The organism is Pseudovibrio flavus (assembly GCF_009711345.1).
Classification (GTDB): domain Bacteria; phylum Pseudomonadota; class Alphaproteobacteria; order Rhizobiales; family Stappiaceae; genus Pseudovibrio; species Pseudovibrio flavus.
This window is the reverse complement of sequence record NZ_SMMA01000066.1, coordinates 140,715-164,775: the sequence shown is the minus strand read 5'-3', so window position 1 is coordinate 164,775 and position 24,061 is coordinate 140,715. Positions and strand designations below refer to the sequence as shown.

Genomic DNA, 24,061 nt, shown 5'->3' with positions numbered 1-24,061 from the left:
ACATGACGGTTGGTTTGAACACATTGACAAAAGCAGGCGCCGCTCTCGCAGTAGCAGGTACTTTGACCCTAGCAGGCCCTGCCTTGGCCGATGAAACGTCCAAAATCACCGTTACCGGTACCGGTGTTGTCACCGTGACCCCAGATAAAGCTCTGGTTACCTCCCGCGTTGTAACGCAGAACAAAGATGCAAAAGCTGCTCTGGAAGAAAACTCGAAAAAAGTCAGCGCCATGATCGAAATGATCAACGATGCTGGCATCGAGAAAGAAAATATCCAGACATCCGGCTTTGACATCAGCCCAGTTTACAACAACCTGCGCTCCGCAGATCAGAACGCAACTCCGGAAATCGTTGCTTACCGCGTGAGCAATGGCGTCGAGATCTCTGTATCTGAAATCGGCAAACTCGGTTCTCTGCTGCCAAGCATGGTTAGCGAAGGCGCAAACAGCATCGGCAACATTCAGTTCGTTGTTTCTGACGAGAACGCAAAGCTGGATCAGGCCCGTGAAGCAGCAGTTGCTGACGCAATTCGCAAAGCGAAACTCTACGCGACCGCTCTCGGCGGCCAGCTGGGTAACGTCATTTCCATGCAGGAAGGCGGCTCTTACTCCCCACGTCCTGAGCCTTACATGATGCGCGCCGCAATGGACTCCACTACCCCAATTGCAGCCGGTCAGGAAAACCTCACCGCTAATGTGACTGTGACTTTCGAGCTTTCTCAGTAAGCTCCAAACACTCGCAGACAGTTTTCAAGGCGGCAGGGTCTCCCAGCCGCCTTTTGTTTTGGCTAATCGTGAGCGCTGGCCGAGATATTGAGTGGCAAAGCAGCCCAGCAGCGTAAATTAAAATTACGGCTGTGCTTTAGGTTGTTATGAGCAAGCTCAATGGTTTTGAGCCTACCAAGAAGCACTTCAAAACCTATACGCATCTCCAGTTTAGCTAGCTGTACGCCTGCGCAAACATGGGCCCCCACGCCAAACGCGCTGTGCTTATTAGGCCGCCGCGTTGCATCAAAGCTCTCAGGATCATCAAATACAGCGGGGTCACGGTTTGCTGCGGCCAGCAACAATATCACCGTATCCCCTTTTCTGATCTGCTCGCCTGCAAAGTCAACATCTTCCTGAGCAATCCGGCCGATGAACTGTACCGGCGTTTCCTGCCTTAAAACCTCCTCGGTGAAATCGGAAATCTTGGAAGGGTCATCTCTTAGCGCACGCATCAGCTCCGGCTGCTGCAACAGTATGTACATTCCGTTTGTCAGCGCGCAGCAGGTCGTCTCGTTACCGGCGTTCAAAAGCAGCATTGTATTCGCCAGCAACTCGTCTAGCGAAAGTTTGCTCTCCCCTTCTTGTGCCAACACCAGTGAGCTAAGAAGGTCATCACCGGGCGCTTCCTTCAGCACCTTCGTCCGTTCTCTGAGATAGTCACGAAAATCATGCGCGCTTTCTAAAGCATTCTTCAAAATGCGCTCAGACGTGTTTGTGTAGAATGTGAGCGCAGCAACGGAGTAATCATCACACCATTGCCGGATCTTGCCCCTATCCTCCAGCGGCACCCCAAGTATCTCGGAGATCACTAGGATTGGTAGCGGAATTGCGAAATCCGTCACGAAGTTCATCTCGCCATTCAAAAGCGCACCATCTACAAGCTCATTGGCAAGCGCTCGAATACGGTCTTCGTATTTGGAAACTTCCGTGCGCTTGAAAGCGCTGTGCACCAGAGCCCTCAGCCTCTCATGCTTCTCTCCGTCACTTTGAACCATGGTTTCAGAAAAAATATCGAAAAGCGGCGCGTAGGAGCGAGAATAACGGGCGCGGTGTGCGCTCACCCTATTCGATAGAAAACGCTTATCCTTGAGGACGCTATCGGTCTCTGCGTAGCCCGTAACGACCCATGCCTGCACCTGATCAGACCATTGAATCGGGTTAGCCTCCCGCAATTCCCGATAGATGTTGAAAGGATTCTCAAGCATCTCATCACCGAAAAGATGATGAGGCCGGATTGGCTCCATCGGCATAGCTTTCATCGCGCACCTCCCATTTTGTAGGAGCTCTCAAATGGCCAAAGCCACCTCCCAAAAGAGCTCTCCAAGTAAAAATGGCATAGGACACAGAGATCTTCTGGAATAAGACCCAAGCACCCTAACGAGTAAACCTTCAGCCTGCCTGCTATAGGTCTTTTTCTCAATCCTGATATTATGGAGGTGTTCAAAACAAGGCGAGGCAACTTCTTTCACTCAGAATGGAAGGAAACTTCCTCAGCGCCACTACGGCCTAAATAGAGCCATAAATTTGGAGAGACTGACCGCCAACCTCCTAACCGTAAGCAGAAGGCAAAGTGTTTTGACTAAGGTTCTTATTGTACTCACATCGCACGATCAGCTGGGCAACACCGGAGAAAAGACAGGCTTCTGGACAGAAGAGTTTGCAGCGCCTTACTACAAACTTATCGATGCTGGCGTTGACGTAACTCTTGCGTCTCCGAAAGGCGGCCAGCCTCCAATCGACCCCAAGAGCAATCAGCCTGATTACCAGACAGAGGCAACCCGACGGTTGGACAGCGATAAGTCCGCGCTGGGTGCCTTAGCTCACACCCACAAGCTTGATAGCGTGAATGCGGATGACTACGACGCTGTGTTCTATCCCGGCGGTCATGGACCTTTGTGGGATTTAAGTCAGGACCCGAACTCCATTGCTCTCATCGAGCACTTCATCGCCTCCCATAAACCTGTTGCCGCCGTTTGCCATGCGCCTGCCGTGCTGCTTCAGGCGAAAACAGCAGACGGTGAACCCCTCGTAAAAGGTAAAACAGTCTCAGGCTTCTCAAATGATGAGGAAGCAGCAGTTGGACTGACCGAGGTCGTACCCTTCCTGCTGGAAAGTGAGATGGACCGCCTTGGAGCCAACTACACCAAAGTCGCGCCATGGCATACGCTGGCAGTGCAGGATGGCCTTCTCATTACAGGACAAAATCCGCAAAGCTCAGTCGCAGTTGCAGATGAGCTCCTAAGCGTTTTGAAAAACTAGGAAGAGCGTTTATGGATGCCGGATCAAGTCCGGCATGACAGGCTGCCCCCGAGAACCGATGGTCACCCCGCACTTGATGCGGGGTCCAGCCCCGAGCTTGCATCCATAGGCTTGATAACGCACGGGCAAGTTCGTTGCAGGAATCAACTTAATGCTTTACGTGTAATTTACCTAATTACAACTTTAGGTATTTTTTGTTTATTGCATAAAGTTAGACGCCTGAAATGATCTTTCGAAAATTTACATCCATCGCCGCGGCTTCGGCGATCCTGATGACGATTGCGGGCTGCGCATCGTCGCCAAACAGAATCCAACCTTCTTATGTCTCTCACAATAAATACTCAGCTTACAACTGTAGAGAGATAAACGACGATTTGATCTCAGTATCCCAAAGAGTCAATGAATTGACCAAGGATCAACGTCAAGCAGCAACTGCGGATGCTGTTTTGATGGGCGTTGGCCTACTTGTATTCTGGCCATCCCTCTTACTATTGGCAGCCACAGAAGATCATAAGGAAGAGCTCGGACGTCTGAAGGGCGAATATGAAGCCCTGCAAGCAGCCGCAGCAATAAAGCGCTGCAAGGCTGTTAGCCCTGAAAAAGACCCTACCACCTAAACAAAAAAGGCCAGCCCCATCGGGACTGGCCTTTTTTTATTTCGTAGCGCTGCCTCTTAGCTGTCGAGGAACGAACGCAGTTTGCGCGAACGGGACGGATGCTTCAGCTTACGCAGAGCCTTCGCCTCGATCTGACGAATACGTTCACGAGTAACGGAGAACTGCTGACCAACCTCTTCAAGAGTGTGGTCGGTGTTCATGCCGATACCAAAACGCATACGCAGAACGCGCTCTTCACGTGGGGTCAGAGACGCCAGCACGCGGGTTGTGGTTTCACGCAGGTTAGCCTGAATTGCTGCATCGATTGGAAGAACAGCGTTCTTATCTTCGATGAAGTCACCCAGATGGCTATCTTCCTCATCACCGATTGGTGTTTCGAGAGAGATAGGCTCTTTTGCGATCTTCAGAACCTTGCGAACCTTCTCCAGAGGCATCTGCAGTTTTTCTGCCAGCTCCTCAGGGGTCGGTTCACGACCGATCTCGTGTAGCATCTGGCGCGATGTACGAACGATCTTGTTGATCGTTTCGATCATGTGCACCGGAATACGGATGGTACGCGCCTGGTCAGCAATAGAACGGGTAATCGCCTGACGAATCCACCATGTTGCGTAGGTGGAGAACTTGTAACCACGACGGTATTCGAACTTGTCTACCGCCTTCATCAGACCGATGTTACCTTCCTGGATGAGATCCAGGAACTGCAAACCACGGTTGGTGTATTTCTTGGCAATGGAGATAACCAGACGTAGGTTGGCTTCCACCATTTCCTTTTTCGCAATACGCGCTTCGCGCTCACCCTTCTGCACCATGGAAACGAGCTTGCGGAACTCGGTGATTTCAAGACCGGTTTCAGTTGCAAGCGTCTGGATTTCCTGACGCAGTTCACGGATCATGTCACCATCGTTGGTGACGAATTTTTTCCAGCCGCGACCAGACAGGTTTGCGACCTTACGGATCCAGTTAGGATCCAGTTCGTTGCCCTGATAGAACTTCAGGAACTCGGCGCGGTTAACACCATTACTATCAGCAAGACGCAGCAGACGGCCTTCATAGCCCATCAAGCGCTTGTTGATGTCGTAAAGCTGGTGAACCAGCGCTTCAATACGGTTGCCGTTAAGCGACAGGGACTTAACTTCAAGAATGATGTCTTCTTTGAGCTTCTTGTAACGACGCTCCTGAGAAGGCGACAGGGTCTTGTTAGCCAGTTTGTTCTCAACCAGCTGGTCCTGAAGCTTGCGCAGCTTTTTGTAGTCTTCCGCGATGCGGTCGAAAGTTTCCAGAACCTTAGGCTTCAGCTCGGATTCCATGACGGACAGAGACACGTTTGCCTCGTACTCGTCATCTTCATCGTCCTCAGAGCTTTCTTCGCCTTCAGATTCAGTTGCTTCACCGTTCTCAGAACGCTGAGCAGCTTCTTTCTTTTCCTTGCGCTCTTCGCGCTCGCGATCACGAACAGCATCAGGAACCTGGCCTTCACCAGCTTCTTCCTGTTCTTCGATCTCTTCGTCAGATGGTCCGCCTTTACCGTCCGGGCCGGCATAAGTCGCATCCAAATCGATGATGTCGCGCAGAAGCACGCGGCCTTCGTTCAGCTCTTCACGCCAGATGATAATCGCCTGGAACGTCAAAGGGCTTTCGCAAAGACCAGCGATCATTGCTTCACGGCCAGCCTCGATGCGCTTGGCAATGGCAATTTCGCCTTCGCGGGAAAGCAGCTCCACCGAACCCATTTCGCGCAGGTACATGCGCACTGGGTCGTCGGTACGGTCAGCAGGCTCGCGGGTTGTCGTGGTCTTGGCAACTGCAGTGCCAGACGCAACAACAAGGTCGCCGCCTTCTACCTGTTCCGCTTCCTCTTCGTCGTCGCTGTTTTCTTCAGCTTCCTCTGACTCCACAACATTGATGCCCATTTCGGACAACAAAGACATGGTGTCTTCGATTTGTTCGGAGCTTACCTGGTCGGGAGGCAGAACCTCATTCAGTTCGTCATAAGTGATGTAACCGCGCTTCTTGGCGGTCTTGATCATCTTTTTGACTGCGGCAACTGACAAATCCAGAAGTGGACCGTCTTGTCCTTCTGCACCTGCCGGTTCCTGTGTTTCTTCAGCTTGTGTCGCCTTTGTCGCCATACTCTGCTCCAAGTTGCCGGCTTAGCGATAAACCGACAAACAACGTGGTTGCGCACAAAATTCGTGGGCTGTGTGTATCAGCCCCCCTTTGGTTCACAGGGGTCTAAATGACCTTGAGAAATACTCTAAAGCCTCTTAATCCCGACTTAACCCTGCTCAAAGACCACCAAAAATTTATGGGCCAAATATGAAAAACACGCGTTGCTCGTGGCAACGTGCACCTTCACTGGCCTCCGGAATCCGGTGGTTTTTAGGGTATCAACAGCTCCTAACACTTATCTATCATCTCGCCGCTTGCTTGGTTAACTTTGAACCTATGGGCGCTCGTATGGGCTGTTCATCCATGTGTATGTAGCGGGCTTTGCGTGATTCGCAAGGGTGATTCGGCCTTAAAGCTTAAAAAAGAAGCGTTTATCGACGAAATCCCTGCCCGCTGACACCTTTTAGCCAGTATTTGAGGGGCAACAGCAAAGCAACGAACCCCTCAGATCTGTGTTAGCGCTCCGCAAATCTGCTTTTGCAGCCTAAAGGAAGCTTCCTTTAGCGCCCCGCATCTTTCTGGCTCGCTCGGCCAGAACCTGCTCCTCGCGGGTGCACTCCTCACGGCGGCGGGAAAGATCTTGGGTCATAGCCTGAATGCGCTGCCAGTCCTCTTCGCCAAAGTTCTCATCAACGTTGTTCATTTCGTTTTCCAGCTCCTCCTCCATGCGGTGAAGCTCAAGAACATCAATGAAGTGCATAAAGATATGCTCGATGAAATCCTCAGGTGGATCTAGCTTGAGGATCGGAAGGCGATGCTTAAGTTCGCCCCACTGGCGCACGCCAGCAGCAAGAATCTTTTCATCTTCCCGAGCCAGCTCCGGCCCGCGCACTTCATAAAGAATGCGGAAGAAGCGTTCATCCAGCTTGCCGTAAAACTCAGCCACGGATTCGCTCGCAAGATCGGTAGCAATTCGGCACATAGCCGCCAAGAAGCCCGAATGAAGTTCGTTCGCCAGATGCAGCTGGGAAATGCGCTCGTAATGGCGGTCGAACAGCTGCGGATAGGCAAGGCACAGAGCGCAGAACTGACGCTCGATACCAAACATCTTGGTTTCTGGAGCATCAACCCGCGCACCAAGCCCCTGTCCGCCAAAGATATCGCGTTCGCCAGAGGAACGTCCACCAGTCCGTCCGCCTTGAGGGGTGAACGGCTTACGCCCTTTCCTACTCTCCTCGAAGAAGAGATTAGAAAGACGTACGCGCATGTCGCGCTGATAGCCTTTCTTGACCCGCTCATCGCGAATGGAACCCGTGAGATCATCCAGCGCTTTTTCCAGCGCAGCCTTGCGCTCTGGCGTATCGATACGGGCCTGAGCAGCCTCGCGTTGCCACAAAACCTCCGACAGCGGCAGGGCTTTATCAAGCTCAGCCACAAAGCCCGAAAGTCCCTTGGCACGCAGAATATCATCAGGGTCCTGCCCGTCCGGCAAAAGCGCAAACTGGAAGGACTTACCGCTGGTTAGCACAGGAAGGATACGGTCAACTGCCCTGTAAGCAGCAGAAAGACCCGCCGCATCACCATCAAAACAGATGATCGGCTCTTCAGCGAACTTCCACATCCGCATAATCTGGTCTTCGGTGAACGCAGTACCCAAACTCGCAACGACGCCCTTGATGCCAGCCTGATAGACGGCAATGGCATCCATATAGCCTTCCACCACCACGGCCTGCCGCGCATCAAATGCTGGCTGGCGGGCTCGGTGAGCATTGAAAAGCATCGTGCCTTTGTGGAACACAGGCGTTTCAGGGGAGTTCAGGTACTTTGGCTGTCCATCAGGGTCCATGGTTCGACCACCAAAGGCGACGACACGGCCACGATCATCCTGAATGGGAATCATCAAACGATTGCGGAACCGGTCATAAGACGGACGGCCATCATCTGGCTTGATCAACAAACCAGCCTCAATCATATCCGCTTCTTTGATGTCCTGTTTCAGCAAGGCTTGCTTGAGGTTGTCCCGGCCCGCAGGAGCAAAGCCAAATCGAAACTCCTGCAGCGTGTCAGGGCGCAGACCACGCTTTAGGCAATACTCCCGCGCACCTCGACCAATATCACCATGGAAACTCTGCTGAAAATACCGCGCCGCCATCTCGCAAATATCGGAGAGGCTTGCTTGCTTCGCCTGCTTACGCGCCGCCTGCGGATCTGGCGCGGGCATCGGCAGCCCTGCCATATTGGCGAGTGTCTCTACCGCTTCAGGGAAGGATAGGCCTTCCGTCTCAGCCAGAAATCTGAAGTGATCGCCTGATTCTCCGCAGCCGAAGCATTTGTAGCGGTTACGGCGGTCATCAACGTGAAAACTTGGACTTTTTTCCTGATGGAACGGGCAGCAAGCCCAGAAGTCACCTTTTCCCGGCTGGGATTTACGCCGATCCCACGAGACTCGACGGGCGACCACATCTGAAAGGGTCACTCGATTACGAATTTCGTCGAGAAACTGCGGGCTGAAGCGCATAGGTATCACTCAATACAATGGGACGCGCACGCGCGTCCCTGTAACATTCTTATTTCAAACTGCTTTAATGCAGCAAATTCTTGGTTCGCCGGAGGATGGGGAATCAGCTCGGAGCCTGCAGGAGCTTTTTCACCATGCAGCTGGCTTTCACAAAGTCCATCTGCCCCGGATAGCGGGCTTTCAACTCGTTCATGCACTTGCCCATGTCGCGCAAGCCTGTAGCGTTGACGGACTGAACGATGTTGTTGCACACGAGCTTGATTTCATAGTCGCTAAGCTGCGCTGGCAGGAACGTACGGATCATGTCCATTTCTTCACGTTCCAGGTCGGCCTGCTCGGTCTCACCCTTTTCTTCACAGTCCTGGCATTCAACAACGCGCTGATCCAACATGGTGCGCAGCAGGTTCATTACCTCTTCATCGGTAATGCCGTCTTTGCCTTGTTCGCGTGCAGAAGCATCGCGGTCTGTAATTGCGGCACAGATAAGCCGCAGAGTTGCAGCTTTCTTCTTATCATTGCTTTCCAGCGCTTGTTTCAGCGATTCAGCAATTTGATCACGCAACATTATCGAGGGACCCTCGTCCATGTACACCATACGCTCTTTATATAACACTGCCTGACTTCAGGCACAAAATCACAATCCGGACTCGAAAATAGGATCCTACTTCTGTCCTATTTTCTTCATGATGATATTGACCAGATCGGCCCCTTCTCATAGATTGCCAGCCTTGATGCGACTGCAACGGTGCAATGTCAACCCCAACGGCAATTGCAAACAGGCGCATGATGTCATCAACACACTCAAGAAAGCAAGATATGATAACTGCAGATGCGTGGTCCAAGACACCGACTACTGCCCTGATTGTGCTCGCGGATGGTACAGTCATTGAAGGCAAGGGAATCGGCGCCTCCGGCTCTGCACCCGGAGAGGTTTGTTTCAACACTGCCATCACGGGTTACGAGGAGATCCTCACCGATCCTTCCTACGCCGGACAAATCATTACTTTCACGTTCCCACACATCGGAAATGTCGGAACGAATGAAGACGACATTGAGACTGTAAATATGGCCGCGGCCTCTGGGGTTCGCGGTATTATTTTACGTGCTGACATCACGCAGCCTTCCAATTACCGAGCAAGCCGACATTTTGATGCTTGGCTCAAAGCTCGCGGTATTATTGGCATCACAGGCATAGACACCCGCGCCCTCACCGCGATTATTCGCGAAAAGGGCATGCCTAATGGCATCATTTGCCATGCGCCTGATGGACAGTTCGATCTTGACGATCTGAAAGCAAAGGCAAAGGCATTTAGCGGACTGGAAGGTCTCGATCTTGCAAAAGACGTTACCTCTCCTCAGACCTACGAGTGGGATGAAACCACTTGGAAGTGGGATGAAGGCTTCGGCAAGCAGACTGACACCCGTCACCACGTTGTGGCGATGGACTTCGGCGTAAAGCGCAACATTCTTCGCCTTCTCGCCGATCAGGGCTGCCGCGTTACCGTTGTTCCAGCAACGGCGAGCGCAGAAGAAATTCTGGCCCACAACCCGGATGGCGTTTTCCTTTCCAACGGCCCGGGCGATCCAGCTGCAACTGGCGAATATGCGGTTCCAACCATTCGTAAGCTGATTGAGCGCGATCTGCCGATCTTCGGTATCTGCCTCGGTCACCAGATGCTTGCGCTGGCTTTGGGCGCTAAAACAACCAAGATGCACCAAGGTCACCACGGCGCAAACCATCCGGTTAGCGACTTCACGACCGGCAAGGTGGAAATCACCTCTATGAACCACGGCTTTGCTGTCGATACCGACACCCTGCCTGAAGGCGTAGAAGAGACCCACCGCTCACTGTTTGATGGAACGAACTGCGGCCTGCGCGTAACGGGCAAGCCAATCTTCTCGGTTCAGCACCATCCAGAGGCATCCCCTGGCCCACAGGACAGCCTCTACCTCTTCAAACGCTTCATGGAAGTCATTGAAGAAAGCAAGAAAGTTGCTGCCTAACGAAATGGCGACAGCCCATAGGCTTTGACCATTTGGAATGAAGTAAAAACGCCGGGATTGCCCACATCACAATCCCGGTGTGCTATACAAATAAAAAACCCGCAGAAAACTGCGGGTTTTTTTAAACTCTAATTTTAAAGCAAGTGGAGCTTAAGCGGCTTCCAACATGTTTTCGAGCGCATCGACCACAGACTTCACTTCTGCGATCTGCTCTTGAAGCGCCTGCTCCTGCTCGCGCAGCAACTGCTCTTGTGAACCGCAGATCTCTTTCAGCTCTTTAAGCTGCTCGTCGCGTGGAGTTGTACCTTCAACGAGTTTGATAATGCGGCGGACTTCAGCAAGCGTCAGACCGATTTTCTTGGCCTGCAAAATCACACGCATACGGGAAACATCACGTCCCCGGTAAAAACGCCGTGCCCCACGACGAACCGGATTGAGTAGCCCTTTTTCTTCGTAGAATCGCAGCGTGCGTAGTGTCACGCTGAACAACTCAGACATTTCAGAAATTGCAAGAAGCTGTCCGTCGCCCTCGTCATCACGGATCGGACCCGCAATATCAGGAACCAGATCAAGCTTCATAGGAATACTGTTCATTTCTATTTGCCCGGTGTTTGCCAGTTTATCCCTCGATGAACATTAATTTGGAAAGCTTTTCTGATCTCCCCCAGCCTGTCTGGCTTTGCCACACAGGAGCACTTCCCAATGCTCACCCCGTTTATGTTGCTGCTTCACCTCAGAAAGATTGCCTCAAGTGCATGTTATAGCTCTCTCTAGGACATGCCGTAATTAAGACAGCCCAAAGAACCATTCCAGGCCCCGGAAGCAGGTCAATCCTTATAACGCGCGTCCCTTTTTTAGATCTTGCGCTACGGGATTATTGATAAGGTACACAAGCATTTTCTAAAAATATAGCCTGACGAAAATCTTTTTTTCTTTAGTTATGTAATTTATCAGCTATGGCTTAACACCTACCGAAGTTTATAACCAGTATTCGCCAAGTATAAAAAATGTATTTTGAGCGTAAAATAAATGGAAGAAATCATCACTTACAAGGTGATCTAAGCAAGAATGACACTGCGTAATCTCAAACCACTACTTTTAGCAGAAGCAAAAAGCGCATTTCTTCAAGAAGGCGCAATATGTGCATGAAAAGATTTTGCCATCTATAATATATTTCAGATTTTGCATCATATTTTAAAATGATTGAATTGAATTTTCTCGCACATGCACAAATGCGATCTACATTCATACCTATCGTTTTTTCCCACAGAATAAGCTGTTGAATGTGTATTTCCGATACAACCTATATGGGTGAAGGGGTGTGAATCACTTCCCCTTCCCTAAAATTTCTTCATCTTTTTGTGCCCTGCACACGAGTAGTTCAAAAACGAAATTTGGTTCCACCAAAAGGCTAAGGGCGTTTCACCTAACCATCTCAGACCGAGCAACTTCAAAGCTATTACGGTAGCCCATAGAAGTAGGTCAGCGAACTGTTCCCCAATCCCTATGCCTTTATGCGTTTCTTGTTCCATTTTGTAACGAATACAAAAAACAACCAATTTATACTTTAATTCGGACAGGGTTTTGCGAAATTCGGGCAAACGGCCATTACTACCCTACGCTGCAGCCTGCCTACCAATACGACCTACTCTTCCTGCATTCATCGAAGCAGATGCTCTAGATGAGGAGGCTTACCACGCGTCGCCCCTCCCTCTCAGAAAGAGATGAGAAATGCTCTATTTACAGCCGTTTCGCCAACTGCAATGCTTGATTACGACTACGGATACACCTTAAAGTAGGCCATCATAAATCCATGGTTGTAATGACCGTAGCGCTGTGAACGATGCCAGATGACTCCCGAACAATTCAAAATGTGGCGAAGATCACTCGGACTGAAGCAGAAGGAAGCTGCTGAGGTACTGGGGCTCAAAAAGCGGATGATTCAATACTACGAAAAAGGCGAGCGAGAGGACCGGAAAGTAGAGATTCCCAAGTCCGTCAGGCTTGCCTGTTTCGCACTTCTTCAAGGTATAGGAGATTTCGACGGGGAAAAAATAACCGAATTAAAACTATCGGTTAACACCCTTGAGGATGAAACCACACGAAATTCTCCTTAAATACACCAAGGAAGGTCTTTAATAGTCGAGAGAACCCACATATAAGGTTCGCTCAGCTTACAGCACTTATATTCACTCCACCTTGCGCAGGTTTCTGCGCGGGGCGATTACTGACGACGAGCGAAGATGCCAAAACGCAACGATATCCAATCCATCCTCATCATCGGAGCAGGCCCAATTGTGATTGGCCAGGCCTGTGAGTTTGACTACTCCGGTACACAGGCTTGTAAGGCGCTGCGAGAAGAAGGCTACCGAATTATCCTCGTCAACTCCAATCCGGCAACGATCATGACTGATCCGGATCTGGCAGATGCGACTTATATCGAGCCGATTACCCCAGAAATTGTCGAGCAGATTATTGCGAAGGAAAGACCAGATGCGATCCTTCCGACAATGGGTGGCCAGACTGCGCTGAACTGTGCCCTTGCACTGGAAGAACGCGGTACGCTGGAGAAGTACGGTGTTGAGATGATCGGCGCGAAAGCCGATGTCATCGACAAAGCTGAGGACCGCGAAAAGTTCCGCGCGGCCATGGATAAAATTGGACTGGAGAACCCACGCGCAGCAATTGCCAGCTCTCCGGCTATCCATGATGAAAACGGCAAAATCATTGGTTACGACCGCATGCAGGGTTACGCTATCGCGCTTAGCCAGCTCGATGAAATCGGCCTGCCTGCAATTATCCGCCCAGCCTTCACCCTTGGTGGTACCGGCGGCGGCGTTGCCTACAACAAGGAAGAGTACGAGCAGATCGTACGTTCCGGTATCGATGCCTCTCCAACCGGTCAGGTGCTGATCGATGAAAGCCTGCTTGGCTGGAAAGAGTACGAGATGGAAGTGGTTCGCGATACAGCGGATAACTGCATCATCATCTGCTCTATCGAGAACATCGATCCGATGGGCGTGCACACCGGTGACTCCATCACTGTTGCTCCTGCACTCACCCTGACCGACAAAGAATACCAGATCATGCGCGACGCCTCGATTGCGGTTCTGCGCGAGATCGGTGTTGAAACTGGCGGTTCCAACGTTCAGTTCGCGGTAAATCCTGAGAACGGCCGTCTGGTTGTTATCGAAATGAACCCGCGCGTATCCCGCTCCTCCGCTCTTGCATCCAAGGCAACCGGCTTCCCGATTGCTAAGGTCGCGGCTAAGCTGGCAGTGGGCTACACCCTCGACGAGCTGGAAAACGACATCACCGGCGGCGCAACCCCTGCGTCCTTCGAGCCAACCATCGACTACGTCGTCACCAAGATCCCTCGCTTCGCATTCGAGAAGTTCCCGGGCTCCGAACCAAACCTCACCACTGCAATGAAGTCTGTTGGTGAAGTTATGGCAATCGGCCGTACCTTCGCAGAAAGTATGCAAAAAGCGCTTCGCGGTCTTGAAACAGGCCTGAGCGGTCTTGATCCAATCGAGATCGAAGGTCTTGGTCAGGGTGATGACCAGAACGCAATTCGCAAGGCACTTGCTGTTGCAACACCAATGCGCCTGCTCAACGTTGCTCAAACCCTGCGCCTTGGCACCTCTCCAGAAGAGATCCACTCTATCTGTAAGATCGATCCATGGTTCATTGCCCAGCTGCAAGACATCATCGAGATGGAGAAGAAGCTGGAAGAGCACGGCCTGCCAACCAACGCAGACGCTCTGCGCATGGTGAAGGGCATGGGCTTCTCCGACAAGCGTATTGCAGCACTAACCAACACCACAGCAGAGCAGGTTGCAGCTCTTCGCGCAGAATTCGACGTGCGCCCTGTTTATAAGCGCATCGATACCTGCGCAGCAGAATTCGCATCCCCAACCGCTTACATGTACTCTACTTATGAGACACCACTTGCTGGTGAGTTGCACTGTGAAGCACAGCCAAGCGAGCGCGAAAAAATCGTAATTCTCGGCGGTGGCCCTAACCGTATCGGTCAGGGTATCGAGTTCGACTATTGCTGCTGTCATGCATCCTTCGCTCTGAAGGACGCTGGTTACGAAACCATCATGATCAACTGTAATCCGGAGACCGTCTCCACCGATTACGACACCTCTGATCGCCTCTACTTCGAACCACTGACCGCTGAAGACACTCTAGAAATCCTGCGTCTTGAGCAGTCCAAGGGTGACCTCAAGGGCGTGATCGTTCAGTTCGGCGGCCAGACACCTCTTGGCTTGGCGAATGCGCTTCTGGAAGCTGGTATTCCGATCCTCGGCACCTCTCCAGATGCAATCGACCTTGCAGAAGACCGTGATCGCTTCCTGCGTCTTCTTCACCGCGTTGGCCTCAAGCAGCCAGAAAACGGCATTGCCTACTCTGTAGAACAGGGCCGTCTCATTGCGAGCCAGCTTGGTCTGCCTCTCGTTGTTCGCCCATCCTACGTTCTGGGTGGCCGTGCAATGCAGATCATCCGCGATGATGAAGCGCTGAACAACTACCTGCTCGGCACCCTGCCTGAACTGGTACCGCACGACATCCGCGCAAAGTATCCGAACGATAAAACCGGCCAGATCAACACCCTGCTCGGAACCAACCCGCTTCTGTTCGACCGTTACCTCGACGGCGCAATTGAAGTAGACGTTGACGCCCTGTGTGATGGTGAAGATGTCTTCATCGCCGGTATTATGGAGCACATCGAAGAAGCTGGTATCCACTCCGGCGACAGTGCTTGTTCGCTCCCTGCATACTCTCTCAGCGATGAAATGCTCGCAGAGTTGGAAGTGCAGGCACGCAAGCTCGCTCTGGAACTCAATGTGGTTGGCCTCATGAACGTGCAGTTCGCTATCAAAGACGGCGAAATCTACGTTCTGGAAGTGAACCCACGTGCATCCCGTACTGTTCCATTCGTTGCGAAAACCATTGGTGAGCCGATTGCGAAAATCGCATCCCGCATCATGGCTGGCGAAAAACTGGCGACCTTCAACCTTCAGAAGAAGGACCTGAAGCACATCGCAGTGAAAGAAGCGGTATTCCCGTTCGCGCGCTTCCCGGGTGTTGATACGGTTCTTGGCCCTGAAATGCGCTCTACCGGCGAAGTAATGGGTCTGGACGTAGACTTCGCAGTTGCCTTCGCTAAATCACAAATCGGAGGGGGAGTACTTATCCCTACCGGTGGAACTGCGTTTATTTCCGTAAAGGACTCCGATAAACCGAAGATTGTGGAAGCGGCTAAAGCGCTTGAAGCTAACGGTTTCAAGATTATTTCTACAGCCGGAACACAAAGATACTTGGAAAACCAAGGGATCGCTTGTTCAAAGGTCAACAAGGTTCTTGAAGGGCGTCCTCATATCGTTGATGTTATCAAGAACGGTGAGGTGCAGCTGGTCTTCAATACAACGGAAGGCGCTCAGGCCCTTTCCGATAGTAAATCGTTGAGACAAGCCGCCCTTATGAACAAGGTTCCGTATTACACGACCTTGGCTGGCTGTCTTGCGGCTTCTAAAGCAATCACGGCCTACAAAGCCGGAGACCTTGAAGTAAGACCACTACAGTCTTATTTCTAGGAACTGACAATAACGTGTCCGGGTGAGGTAACCTTGCCCGGTCAGTTTTTTTGTTGCGTAAGCGAGGTGCTCTTAAAAACGCAACAGTTAGAAAGGTGTACGTGTAATGGAAAAGGTACCAATGACGGCCGCCGGGTACGCGATGCTCAACGACGAGCTGAAGAACCGTACCTCCGTTGAGCGTCCGCGCATTATTGCGGCCATCTCCGAAGCTCGTGCCCATGGCGATCTTTCCGAGAACGCAGAGTACCATGCGGCGAAAGAACAGCAGAGCCTGAACGAAGGCCGCATCGCTGAGCTGGAAGACAAGCTGGGCCGCGCTGAAGTTATCGACCTGACTAAACTCAGCGGCGATACCATCAAGTTCGGTGCGACTGTGACCATGATTGACGAGGACACTGAAGAGAAGAAAAGATACATGATCGTTGGCGACGTTGAAGCAGACGTTTCCAAAGGCAAGATCTCCATCTCTTCCCCGATCGCTCGCGCACTCATCGGCAAGTCTCTTGGCGACAGCGTTGAAGTGACTGCACCAGGCGGTGCACGCTCCTACGAAATCGTAGAGGTAGAGTTCATTTAAGCTTTACGCTTCGATACCCCGAAATGCCGCTCCCTAGCGGCATTTTTTTTGCCTAAAAAACGCTCATGGAAAAATTATCAATAATCGCAATATAGGTGATTTTTACTAATCATTATCACGAATGATTAACCTTTCGCTGTAACATATCACGCATGGCAACCGTGGGGGTTATATCGGTATGGAAGAGAGTAAAGATCAGCAGTTTCAAAGGCTACTACAGTTTTATGGCATTGACGCAGCGACACGCGCGCGCCTGAAAAAGCTATGGCCAACGATCTCCGAGATGCTCCCAAATGTCTTGGACACTTTCTACAAGAACGTTGAGGATGATCCGAACATCGGTCACCTTGTCAGCAATCACACCGAGCGCCTCAAGCTGGCGCAAAGCTCCCATTGGAAGCTCCTTTTCTCCGGAGAGTTTGATCAAAGTTACTTCGACAATATCGAGCGTATCGGTAGAGCCCACGCCCGCATTGGACTGACCACAGAATGGTACATCGGTGGCTACAGCTTTATTCTCGGCGAGTTAACTCGTCATCTCGGTAAGAAAGCCCGCTGGCGTGCAGGCGCGCTTGCACAGGACATAGCAGCCGTTCAAAGAGCAGCGACCCTTGATATGTGCTTTGCTGCAAACGCCTACCAAACCATCATGGTAGAGGAACAGCAGAAGAAGGATCGCCAGATCCATACGGCTATTGAAGAGTTCCGCACGCAGGTTGAACAGCAGACCCATCTAGCAACGGAACTGGGGCAGAAGCTGGTTAACAGTGCTGACGAGATGGAACAGCTTGCAGAGCAGAACAAATCTACAGCGATCTCGGCAAACAACACAGCTACTGCCACCGCCCAGAACGTTCAAAGCGGTGCCGCGTCCGTTGAGGAGATGAGTGCCAGCGTTTCGGAAATCGGCCAGCAGGTCAATAAGTCTGCGGCAACAGCACGTTCCGTGGCAGAAGATGCAGAACGCACCAACAAAAACCTCGCTGACCTTCAGGCAGCCACGGATGAGATTGGCGCGGTAACAGATCTCATTCGCGATATTGCAGAGCAGACCAATCTACTGGCTCTCAACGCAACCATCGAAGCGGCGCGCGCTGGTGAAGCAGGGAGAGGCTTTGCCATCGTAGCAGCTGAGGTGAAAGACCTTGCAGGCCAAACCAGCAAGGCAACTGAAGATATCGGCGTAAAAATCGCGGCAATTCAGGCCGAGACCATTCGCTGTGTTCAGGAAATCGCATCTATCGCTGCCAAGATTAGCGAAGTCAGCCAAACCACAACATCAATTGCAAGCGCAGTTGAAGAACAGGATGCAGCTACGCTGGAAATCGCCAAGAGCGTTCAGTCAGCGGCGGAAAATGCGGCTCAGACCAACAACGAGATCAGCGAAATTCTTGCGCAGGTAAACAACGCCCATCAGGCGATTACCAATACAGCAAGTACAAGCCGAAAGATGGAAGAGGAGAATGGAAGGCTTGGGGCCGGAATTCATGCATTCTTCGATGAAATCCGGCGCATTCAAGCCTAGAGCCCGTAAAGGCTCAAGAAAGGGGTCAGGCGGTTAGTCCGCCTGTCCTTTTGTAATCGCAACACTAGGGTGATCCTTACAACGGCGGATCGCCAAAGCGGTACGAACGGTATCGACGTTCGGGGTCGCAGTCACATCGCGGATGATGAAGTTCTGGAAGCTTTCCAGATCCGGAGCGATACATTTCAAGATGAAATCGAATTCACCGGAAATGATGTAGCTTTCGCGCACAATGCTCCACTCGTTTACCTTGTTCTCGAATGCAACCAGATCAGCCTCGGTCTGGTTGTGCAGGCCAACCATTACAAAGCCGGTAACTTCGAAGCCGAGTTGCTTCTCGTCCAGCAATGTACGGTAGCCGCGAATAAGACCAGCTTCTTCCAAGGCACGAACTCGACGGAGGCACGGAGGAGCGGAAATGCCGACACGACGGGCAAGCTCCACGTTCGTAATACGGCCATCCTCTTGCAATTCTTTGAGAATTTGCCAGTCGATAGAATCAAGACGTGCTTTCAAGCCTAAGCCCTTCATTGGTGTCCTGTTGCATTATCAGGACCAAAATTATAGGAAACTACGGAATTAGACGCGAAAAGCATATTGTAGCTTTATTGCGCCAATGCGAAAGACTATATCAAATTTCCGAGATAAATAGAAACTTGATGATAGGTAACGCGGCACAATGGCCCAATATCTGTGGGTAATAACGGACGGCAAAGCTGGCGACGAAACTCAATGCCTTGCTGTTGCAAATGAACTTGGTGGAACCGTCGAGACGAGGCGCGTCACGCCGCGTCGTCTTTTTGCGCTGGCAATGCCCCGTGGACCCATTGATCCCAAAGACCGGCCAAGTGAGCAAGGCAGTCCCATTGCTCCGCCCTACCCTGATATCGCAATTGCATCCGGCCGCCGCGCAGTTCCTTATCTGAGGGCCATCAAGAAGTACTCTGGCGGCAAGACCTTCACCGTATTTCTTAAAGACCCACGCACCGGAACCAAAGATGCAGATTTCATCTGGGTGCCGGAGCACGACGGCCTACGCGGTGAAAACGTTCTGGCTACACTCACCTCGCCCCATCGGTTCTCGGCACAGGCTCTAGAGCAAGCGCGTCAAAATCCGTGGCCTGAGATCGCTGCCCTGCCCCTGCCCAAGCTTGCTGTGCTAGTGGGAGGCAACAGCCGTCACCATACCTTCACAGATGCAGATAGCCGCAAATTTGCAGAAGGGCTGGCAGAAGCGGGTAACACCCACTCGCTCATGATTACCTGCTCCCGTCGCACACCTGAGGGGCTACAGCGCAAAATCGCGGAGATCGCCGCTTCCGGCCCACACCTTCTGTGGAACGGTACGGGTGAAAACCCGATGCTTCAGTATCTTGCAGGCGCATCAGGTATAGTCGTTACAGCCGACTCGGCCAACATGGTGAGCGAGGCAGCAGCGACCGGAAAACCGATCTATGTCTTCGCGCCAACCGGCGGCCACGAGAAGTTGAAGGGATTTTTATCGCGCTTGGAAGTGGAAGGTATCACACACCCCTTTCCGGGACCTTTGGATGGCCCCACATACACACCGATAGATGCCACTCCGCTTATTGCAAGTGCCATCCGTTCTGCTATGGAAAAGCGCGGATAAAGCCAAGTGAAAGGCCGTATGCCTCACACTTGCCAAATTACAGGTTAAGGAAACTGGAATGACAAGCAAACACTCCAAAATGTTGATTATCGGCTCAGGTCCAGCTGGCTACACAGCTGCTATCTATGGCGCGCGTGCCATGATGGAGCCAACGCTTGTCACCGGCATTCAGGCAGGTGGTCAGTTGACCATCACCACCGACGTTGAAAACTATCCCGGCTTTGCTGATCCTGTTCAGGGCCCATGGCTCATGGAAGAGATGCGCAAGCAGGCAGAGAACGTTGGCACCAAGATCGACTACGACACAATCACATCTGTTGATCTGAGCAAGCGCCCGTTCACAGCCGTGGCTGACAGCGGCAACATCTACACTGCTGATACGCTTGTCATCGCAACAGGTGCACAGGCGAAATGGCTGGGCCTTCCTTCCGAGGTCAAGTATCAGGCAGGCGGCGTTTCCGCATGCGCGACCTGTGACGGTTTCTTCTACCGCGGCAAGGAAGTTGTCGTCGTAGGCGGCGGCAACACAGCCGTTGAAGAAGCGCTCTATCTGGCAAATCTGGCAAGCAAGGTGACTTTGGTTCACCGCCGCGACAGTTTGCGTGCGGAAAAGATCCTACAGGACCGCCTATTTGCACACGAAAAAATTGAAGTTTTGTGGGACAATGCTGTGGTCGAGATTTTGGGAACGGAAAACCCTGCGGTGGTTACCGGCGTTCGTCTGGAAAACACCAAGACCGGAGAACAGCGTGAGCTGGACACACACGGTGTGTTTGTAGCCATTGGCCACGCTCCAGCCGTCGAACTGTTTAAAGACCAGCTCCAGATGAAGCCATCTGGCTACCTTTGGACCGAAGCAGATTCGACCAAAACTTCCATTCCCGGTGTATTTGCTGCCGGTGATGTAACGGACGAGATTTACCGTCAGGCCGTTACCGCTGCGGGAATGGGCTGCATGGCCGCACTGGAAGCAGAGCGCTTCTTGGCTGCTATGGAAACAACAAGCGAAGCTGCGGAGTAAATCCGCACAAAAGGAGAAGACAAAACGATGCCAGGGCGCTCTTTGGACTGGGACAAGCTGCGTATTTTTCATGCCGCAGCACAAGCAGGCAGTTTCACCCACGCCGGTGAAGCGCTGAATATGAGCCAGTCCGCTGTCAGCCGTCAGGTAAGTGCACTGGAAGCGGACTTGGGCGTTGCCCTGTTCCATCGTCACGCCCGCGGTCTTATCCCGACCGAACAGGGTGAAATGCTTTTCCGTACAGCCCGTGAAGTGCTTCTCAAGCTGGAGGCGGCGCAGAGCCGTCTCACAGACAGCAAAGAGAAGCCTTCCGGTCTCCTGCGCGTAACAACAACGGTTGGCCTTGGCTCCACTTGGCTCACCGAGCGTATCAACGAGTTCATCGACCTTTATCCGGACATGCGTCTGGAAGTGATCTGTATGGACGATGAGCTCGACCTGACCATGCGCGAAGCCGACGTCGCTATTCGTCTGCGTCAGCCAACCCAGCCGGACCTCATCCAGCGCAAGCTGTTTACCGTACACTTCCACGTTTACGCTTCGCCGAAATATCTTGAGCGCTTTGGCAGCCCAACTTCCATGGAAGACCTGTCATCCCACCGCATCGTAACTATTGGTGGCTATACCCCGCCATACCTGCGTGTGATGAACTTCCTTGAAACAGCCGGTTTGCCAGCAGGTGAAACCCGCGACATCGCGGTTCGCATCAACAACCTTTCGGGTATCAAGAAGGCCGTCCAGCGCGGCATGGGTATTGCGATCCTGCCGGACTATATGGTCGAGCCAGATTCCGGCATTGTTCGCGCCATGTCCACCCGTCAGGAAGACCTGCCAAGCTTCGACACATACTTTGTGTATCCGTCCGAGCTAAAGAACACAGCGCGCGTTACCGCGTTCCGTGACTTCCTCGTTTCCTACGCAGAGCGCTGGAACTACTAAACGACCTTACGCTCCATCCGTCTGGTCGATCCACTGGATCGACTGGCCGTGGGGGCCTGTCCATGCTTTGGGCTCCCCGTTCATAGAGAGCAGAAACTTTCCCCTTGGCGGCTCGCCTTTCACTTTATCAGTAATGCTGGGAAAGACCCTTGGAGACTCGTTGCTGATCCACACCACATCGCGTGCCAGCATATCTCGTGCAAATTCTTCACGCTCAACCTGATCTGCAACGTAGCTGAGAACAGCGCTGTGAAAGACCACAGGCGTTGCGCCGTCGGGCATCTGCTCCAAGAGGTTCGGAAGCCCGTCTCTCACATCGCCTTGAACCAAAAGAGGTGGGTTCTGAGCGACAACGTCCATAGCTCTAAGTAACCGCTTGCGACGTTCGGCATGTTCAGGCCAAACAAGCGTGGCCAGCCAGTCTCGAGCATCGGATGAACCAATATCTAGCGGATTAAGATCTAACCCTGCCCGCCAAACGACCTCTGGCAGTTCGGGAGGCACAGGAACAGCGCCGCTAACACTACATTGGAAAACAGGGCCATCTTCTTTGAGCCCCACACTTGTGCCGTCATAGTCATAGGCATAACGATCTGGGAACAGACAGAGGCCTGCTGACGCGCCAACCTCTAACAGAGCAAGAGGTTGCGGCAGACTGGCAAGCAGGGGCAAAAGCACCGCACATCTTGCTGGCTCGTTGGTTTGAGTAGAACGGGCAAACATCACCTCAGCAATTTCTTGCCCTTTATTCTCGACGATATTAGGCAGGTTATTCGCAGCAGGAACATCTCCAACAACCCAGCGAATAGCAGCAAAGAAAAGGTTTGGTTGGCGCTTGTGCTCAGGCAATGACAGCAGGAAAGCTTGAAGGGTTGGAGAGCCGACCACCTGCATAGACCACGCCTCGAACGTTGGAGACTGGCCGTGGGCCTCATACTCGGCAAACCTAATATAACCGTTCCTCAGCTTCGCAGCGTCCACTAACTACCCCAATCGTGGTTACAACTCCTTTGAGAAGAAAACTCTGTTTCCCTCCCGCCCTACTTCATGCCATCCAAGCCGTTTGTAGAAGGCAGCAGTGTCCGGCATCGACACGTGAGTGGCAAGGTTACAGCGGTTAATAGCTTTAGCCTGTAGCTCTGCCGCTGCGCTTTCCATCAAAGCACGGCCAACGCCTTTGCCGGAGGCCACAGGATCAACGGCAAGGTTGGCGATATGCCCTTCGCCCTCATAAATCCCGAAGATAATCCCACCAATTACCCTTGCCCCTTCACACGCCACAAGCACCTGCTGCGTTTCAATATCCTGCGCGATACCGGCACTGACGTCCGGCAGGTCGGGGATCATCTGTAGGTAGCGGGCGTACGCCTTCTTAATCACTTCTGTAAGCTGGACAGCATCAGCCGAAGTGGCCTTGCGAATGGAATAGGTTTGCATGGTGCAAACCTAGTTGATCCTCTCCCGCTTAGTCCAGCTCTCCTAAGGCCGTAGAGACAGCCAAACCTGCACGCTACATTAAGGAGCAACGGAAATAACGACACTTCCGCTCTTATGTCTTCGCTCGACATATCGGTGAGCTTCGACCAGTTGCTCCAACGGGAAGCTACGATCAACAACAGGCTTCAAAGTACCAGAGGCAATCATCGCCGCCAGAGCTTCAAGATCGCTCTTGCGGTCTGGGTTGACGTTGATGACCATCCGCCGTTTGGTCAGCAGATTAACCCCAAGCGCTGTAATAAGAGCACATAGGCCGAAGTTTAGCGGCGCATACCGTCCCCCAGCCTTTAGCATTGGGGCTGCGGTGGAGTAGCTTGTTACGCCTACACAATCGAAAACAACGTCGAACTTGCCAGCGTCTTGGGAAAATGCGCCTTTATCATAGGCCAGCACCGCCTTGGCCCCTAAGCCAAGAACCATTTCCGTATTCGAAGCACTACACACACCCGTAGCCTCGGCCCCCATAGCCACTGCAATCTGTACAGCATAGGCACCAACACCGCCGGAAGCGCCGACAATCAAAATCCGCTCGCCTTTTTTCAGCTTGATGTAGTCCCGTAGAAACGTAAGCGCACAAAGCCCGCCAAAAGGCACCGCTGCAGCATCACCAAAACCAAGACCTTCCGGCATATGCGCTACCGCCTTGCCAGCATCAATCCGCAAGTATTCGGCATTGCCGCCATCACCGCAAAAGCCGAATACACGATCTCCAGCAGTGAAATCCGTCACGTTGTCACCCACGGCTTCCACGGTGCCGGAGAAGTCGGTGCCTAGCACCTTGTTCTTGGGGCGGAACAGGCCGACGAACATCCGCCCTACCAGCCACAAACCACCGGGAAAGGCAGATGCTCTCATACGCCAGTCCGCAGTGCTGACGGAACTCGCTGCCACCTTCACCAGTAAGTCGTTTTCACCAATTTTAGGATTTGCCACGTCCGCCATATGCAGAACCTCAGGCGCGCCGTAGCGCTCGTAAATCATCGCTTTCATAA

Annotated in this window: 20 protein-coding genes; 11 read left to right on the top strand and 9 right to left on the bottom strand. The window is 52.3% G+C overall.

The features are described from left to right. Positions 1–2 precede the first annotated feature (2 nt). Complete coding sequence (locus tag E1162_RS17745; protein WP_257099099.1) at positions 3–725, top strand: SIMPL domain-containing protein; 723 nt, start codon at positions 3–5, stop codon at positions 723–725. Between the two features lie 62 nt (positions 726–787). On the opposite strand, the gene E1162_RS17740 is transcribed toward E1162_RS17745, so the two are convergent. Further along, positions 788–2,026, bottom strand: coding sequence for a cytochrome P450 (locus tag E1162_RS17740; RefSeq protein ID WP_155134199.1), 1,239 nt, complete (start codon positions 2,024–2,026; stop codon positions 788–790). Between the two features lie 316 nt (positions 2,027–2,342). Here E1162_RS17740 and E1162_RS17735 point away from each other — a divergent pair, with 316 nt between their 5' ends. Together E1162_RS17735 and E1162_RS17730 are read left to right on the top strand one after the other, a co-directional pair. Further along, positions 2,343–3,026, top strand: coding sequence for a type 1 glutamine amidotransferase domain-containing protein (locus E1162_RS17735; protein ID WP_155134196.1), 684 nt, complete (start codon positions 2,343–2,345; stop codon positions 3,024–3,026). A 404-nt stretch (positions 3,027–3,430) separates the two neighbouring features. Further along, on the top strand, positions 3,431–3,643 hold the full coding sequence (locus E1162_RS17730) for a hypothetical protein (RefSeq protein ID WP_155134193.1): 213 nt from the start codon (positions 3,431–3,433) through the stop codon (positions 3,641–3,643). Positions 3,644–3,699: 56 nt separating this feature from the next. On the opposite strand, the gene rpoD is transcribed toward E1162_RS17730, so the two are convergent. The 3 genes from rpoD to E1162_RS17715 all read right to left on the bottom strand — a co-directional run bounded on the left by rpoD (position 3,700) and on the right by E1162_RS17715 (position 8,835). Beyond that, positions 3,700–5,772, bottom strand: a complete 2,073-nt coding sequence (gene rpoD, locus E1162_RS17725; RefSeq protein WP_155134190.1) for an RNA polymerase sigma factor RpoD — start codon at positions 5,770–5,772, stop codon at positions 3,700–3,702. Positions 5,773–6,296: 524 nt separating this feature from the next. Continuing rightward, positions 6,297–8,270, bottom strand: coding sequence for a DNA primase (dnaG, locus tag E1162_RS17720; RefSeq protein WP_155134187.1), 1,974 nt, complete (start codon positions 8,268–8,270; stop codon positions 6,297–6,299). A 103-nt stretch (positions 8,271–8,373) separates the two neighbouring features. Continuing rightward, complete coding sequence (locus E1162_RS17715) at positions 8,374–8,835, bottom strand: GatB/YqeY domain-containing protein (protein WP_155134184.1); 462 nt, start codon at positions 8,833–8,835, stop codon at positions 8,374–8,376. Between the two features lie 251 nt (positions 8,836–9,086). Here E1162_RS17715 and carA point away from each other — a divergent pair, with 251 nt between their 5' ends. Beyond that, a complete protein-coding gene (gene carA, locus E1162_RS17710; protein WP_155134181.1) occupies positions 9,087–10,274 on the top strand; it encodes a glutamine-hydrolyzing carbamoyl-phosphate synthase small subunit in 1,188 nt (395 codons plus the stop codon). 150 nt (positions 10,275–10,424) lie between these two features. On the opposite strand, the gene E1162_RS17705 is transcribed toward carA, so the two are convergent. Beyond that, a complete protein-coding gene (locus E1162_RS17705; RefSeq protein ID WP_155134178.1) occupies positions 10,425–10,868 on the bottom strand; it encodes a MerR family transcriptional regulator in 444 nt (147 codons plus the stop codon). A gap of 1,256 nt (positions 10,869–12,124) precedes the next feature. Here E1162_RS17705 and E1162_RS17700 point away from each other — a divergent pair. From E1162_RS17700 to E1162_RS17685, 4 genes are all read left to right on the top strand, one after another. Continuing rightward, positions 12,125–12,391, top strand: a complete 267-nt coding sequence (locus E1162_RS17700; RefSeq protein WP_155134175.1) for a helix-turn-helix domain-containing protein — start codon at positions 12,125–12,127, stop codon at positions 12,389–12,391. Between the two features lie 126 nt (positions 12,392–12,517). Continuing rightward, complete coding sequence (gene carB / locus E1162_RS17695; protein ID WP_155134172.1) at positions 12,518–15,877, top strand: carbamoyl-phosphate synthase large subunit; 3,360 nt, start codon at positions 12,518–12,520, stop codon at positions 15,875–15,877. Positions 15,878–15,983: 106 nt separating this feature from the next. Then, a complete protein-coding gene (gene greA, locus E1162_RS17690; RefSeq protein ID WP_155134169.1) occupies positions 15,984–16,457 on the top strand; it encodes a transcription elongation factor GreA in 474 nt (157 codons plus the stop codon). A 178-nt stretch (positions 16,458–16,635) separates the two neighbouring features. Then, complete coding sequence (locus E1162_RS17685) at positions 16,636–17,982, top strand: globin-coupled sensor protein (RefSeq protein WP_155134166.1); 1,347 nt, start codon at positions 16,636–16,638, stop codon at positions 17,980–17,982. 33 nt (positions 17,983–18,015) lie between these two features. On the opposite strand, the gene E1162_RS17680 is transcribed toward E1162_RS17685, so the two are convergent. Next, positions 18,016–18,498 (bottom strand): Lrp/AsnC family transcriptional regulator, encoded by a 483-nt coding sequence (locus E1162_RS17680; protein ID WP_155134163.1) that lies wholly within the window; start codon positions 18,496–18,498, stop codon positions 18,016–18,018. A 163-nt stretch (positions 18,499–18,661) separates the two neighbouring features. Here E1162_RS17680 and E1162_RS17675 point away from each other — a divergent pair, with 163 nt between their 5' ends. The 3 genes from E1162_RS17675 to E1162_RS17665 are packed head-to-tail and all read left to right on the top strand — an operon-like array spanning position 18,662 to position 21,572. Then, positions 18,662–19,612, top strand: a complete 951-nt coding sequence (locus tag E1162_RS17675) for a mitochondrial fission ELM1 family protein (protein WP_155134160.1) — start codon at positions 18,662–18,664, stop codon at positions 19,610–19,612. Positions 19,613–19,670: 58 nt separating this feature from the next. Further along, complete coding sequence (gene trxB / locus E1162_RS17670) at positions 19,671–20,633, top strand: thioredoxin-disulfide reductase (protein ID WP_155134157.1); 963 nt, start codon at positions 19,671–19,673, stop codon at positions 20,631–20,633. 27 nt (positions 20,634–20,660) lie between these two features. Then, positions 20,661–21,572: a LysR family transcriptional regulator gene (locus E1162_RS17665; protein ID WP_155134154.1), complete on the top strand. Its 912-nt coding sequence runs from the start codon at positions 20,661–20,663 to the stop codon at positions 21,570–21,572. Positions 21,573–21,578: 6 nt separating this feature from the next. Here the strand turns inward: E1162_RS17665 and E1162_RS17660 are convergent, their stop codons facing one another. The 3 genes from E1162_RS17660 to E1162_RS17650 form a co-directional block, all read right to left on the bottom strand. Then, the gene (locus tag E1162_RS17660) at positions 21,579–22,553 is read right to left on the bottom strand and encodes a DUF2332 domain-containing protein (protein ID WP_371312008.1); all 975 of its coding nucleotides are present in this window, start codon (positions 22,551–22,553) and stop codon (positions 21,579–21,581) included. An 18-nt stretch (positions 22,554–22,571) separates the two neighbouring features. After that, on the bottom strand, positions 22,572–23,009 hold the full coding sequence (locus E1162_RS17655) for a GNAT family N-acetyltransferase (protein ID WP_155134151.1): 438 nt from the start codon (positions 23,007–23,009) through the stop codon (positions 22,572–22,574). Positions 23,010–23,087: 78 nt separating this feature from the next. Beyond that, positions 23,088–24,059: an NAD(P)-dependent alcohol dehydrogenase gene (locus E1162_RS17650; protein ID WP_155134148.1), complete on the bottom strand. Its 972-nt coding sequence runs from the start codon at positions 24,057–24,059 to the stop codon at positions 23,088–23,090. Between the last annotated feature and the right edge of the window lie 2 nt (positions 24,060–24,061).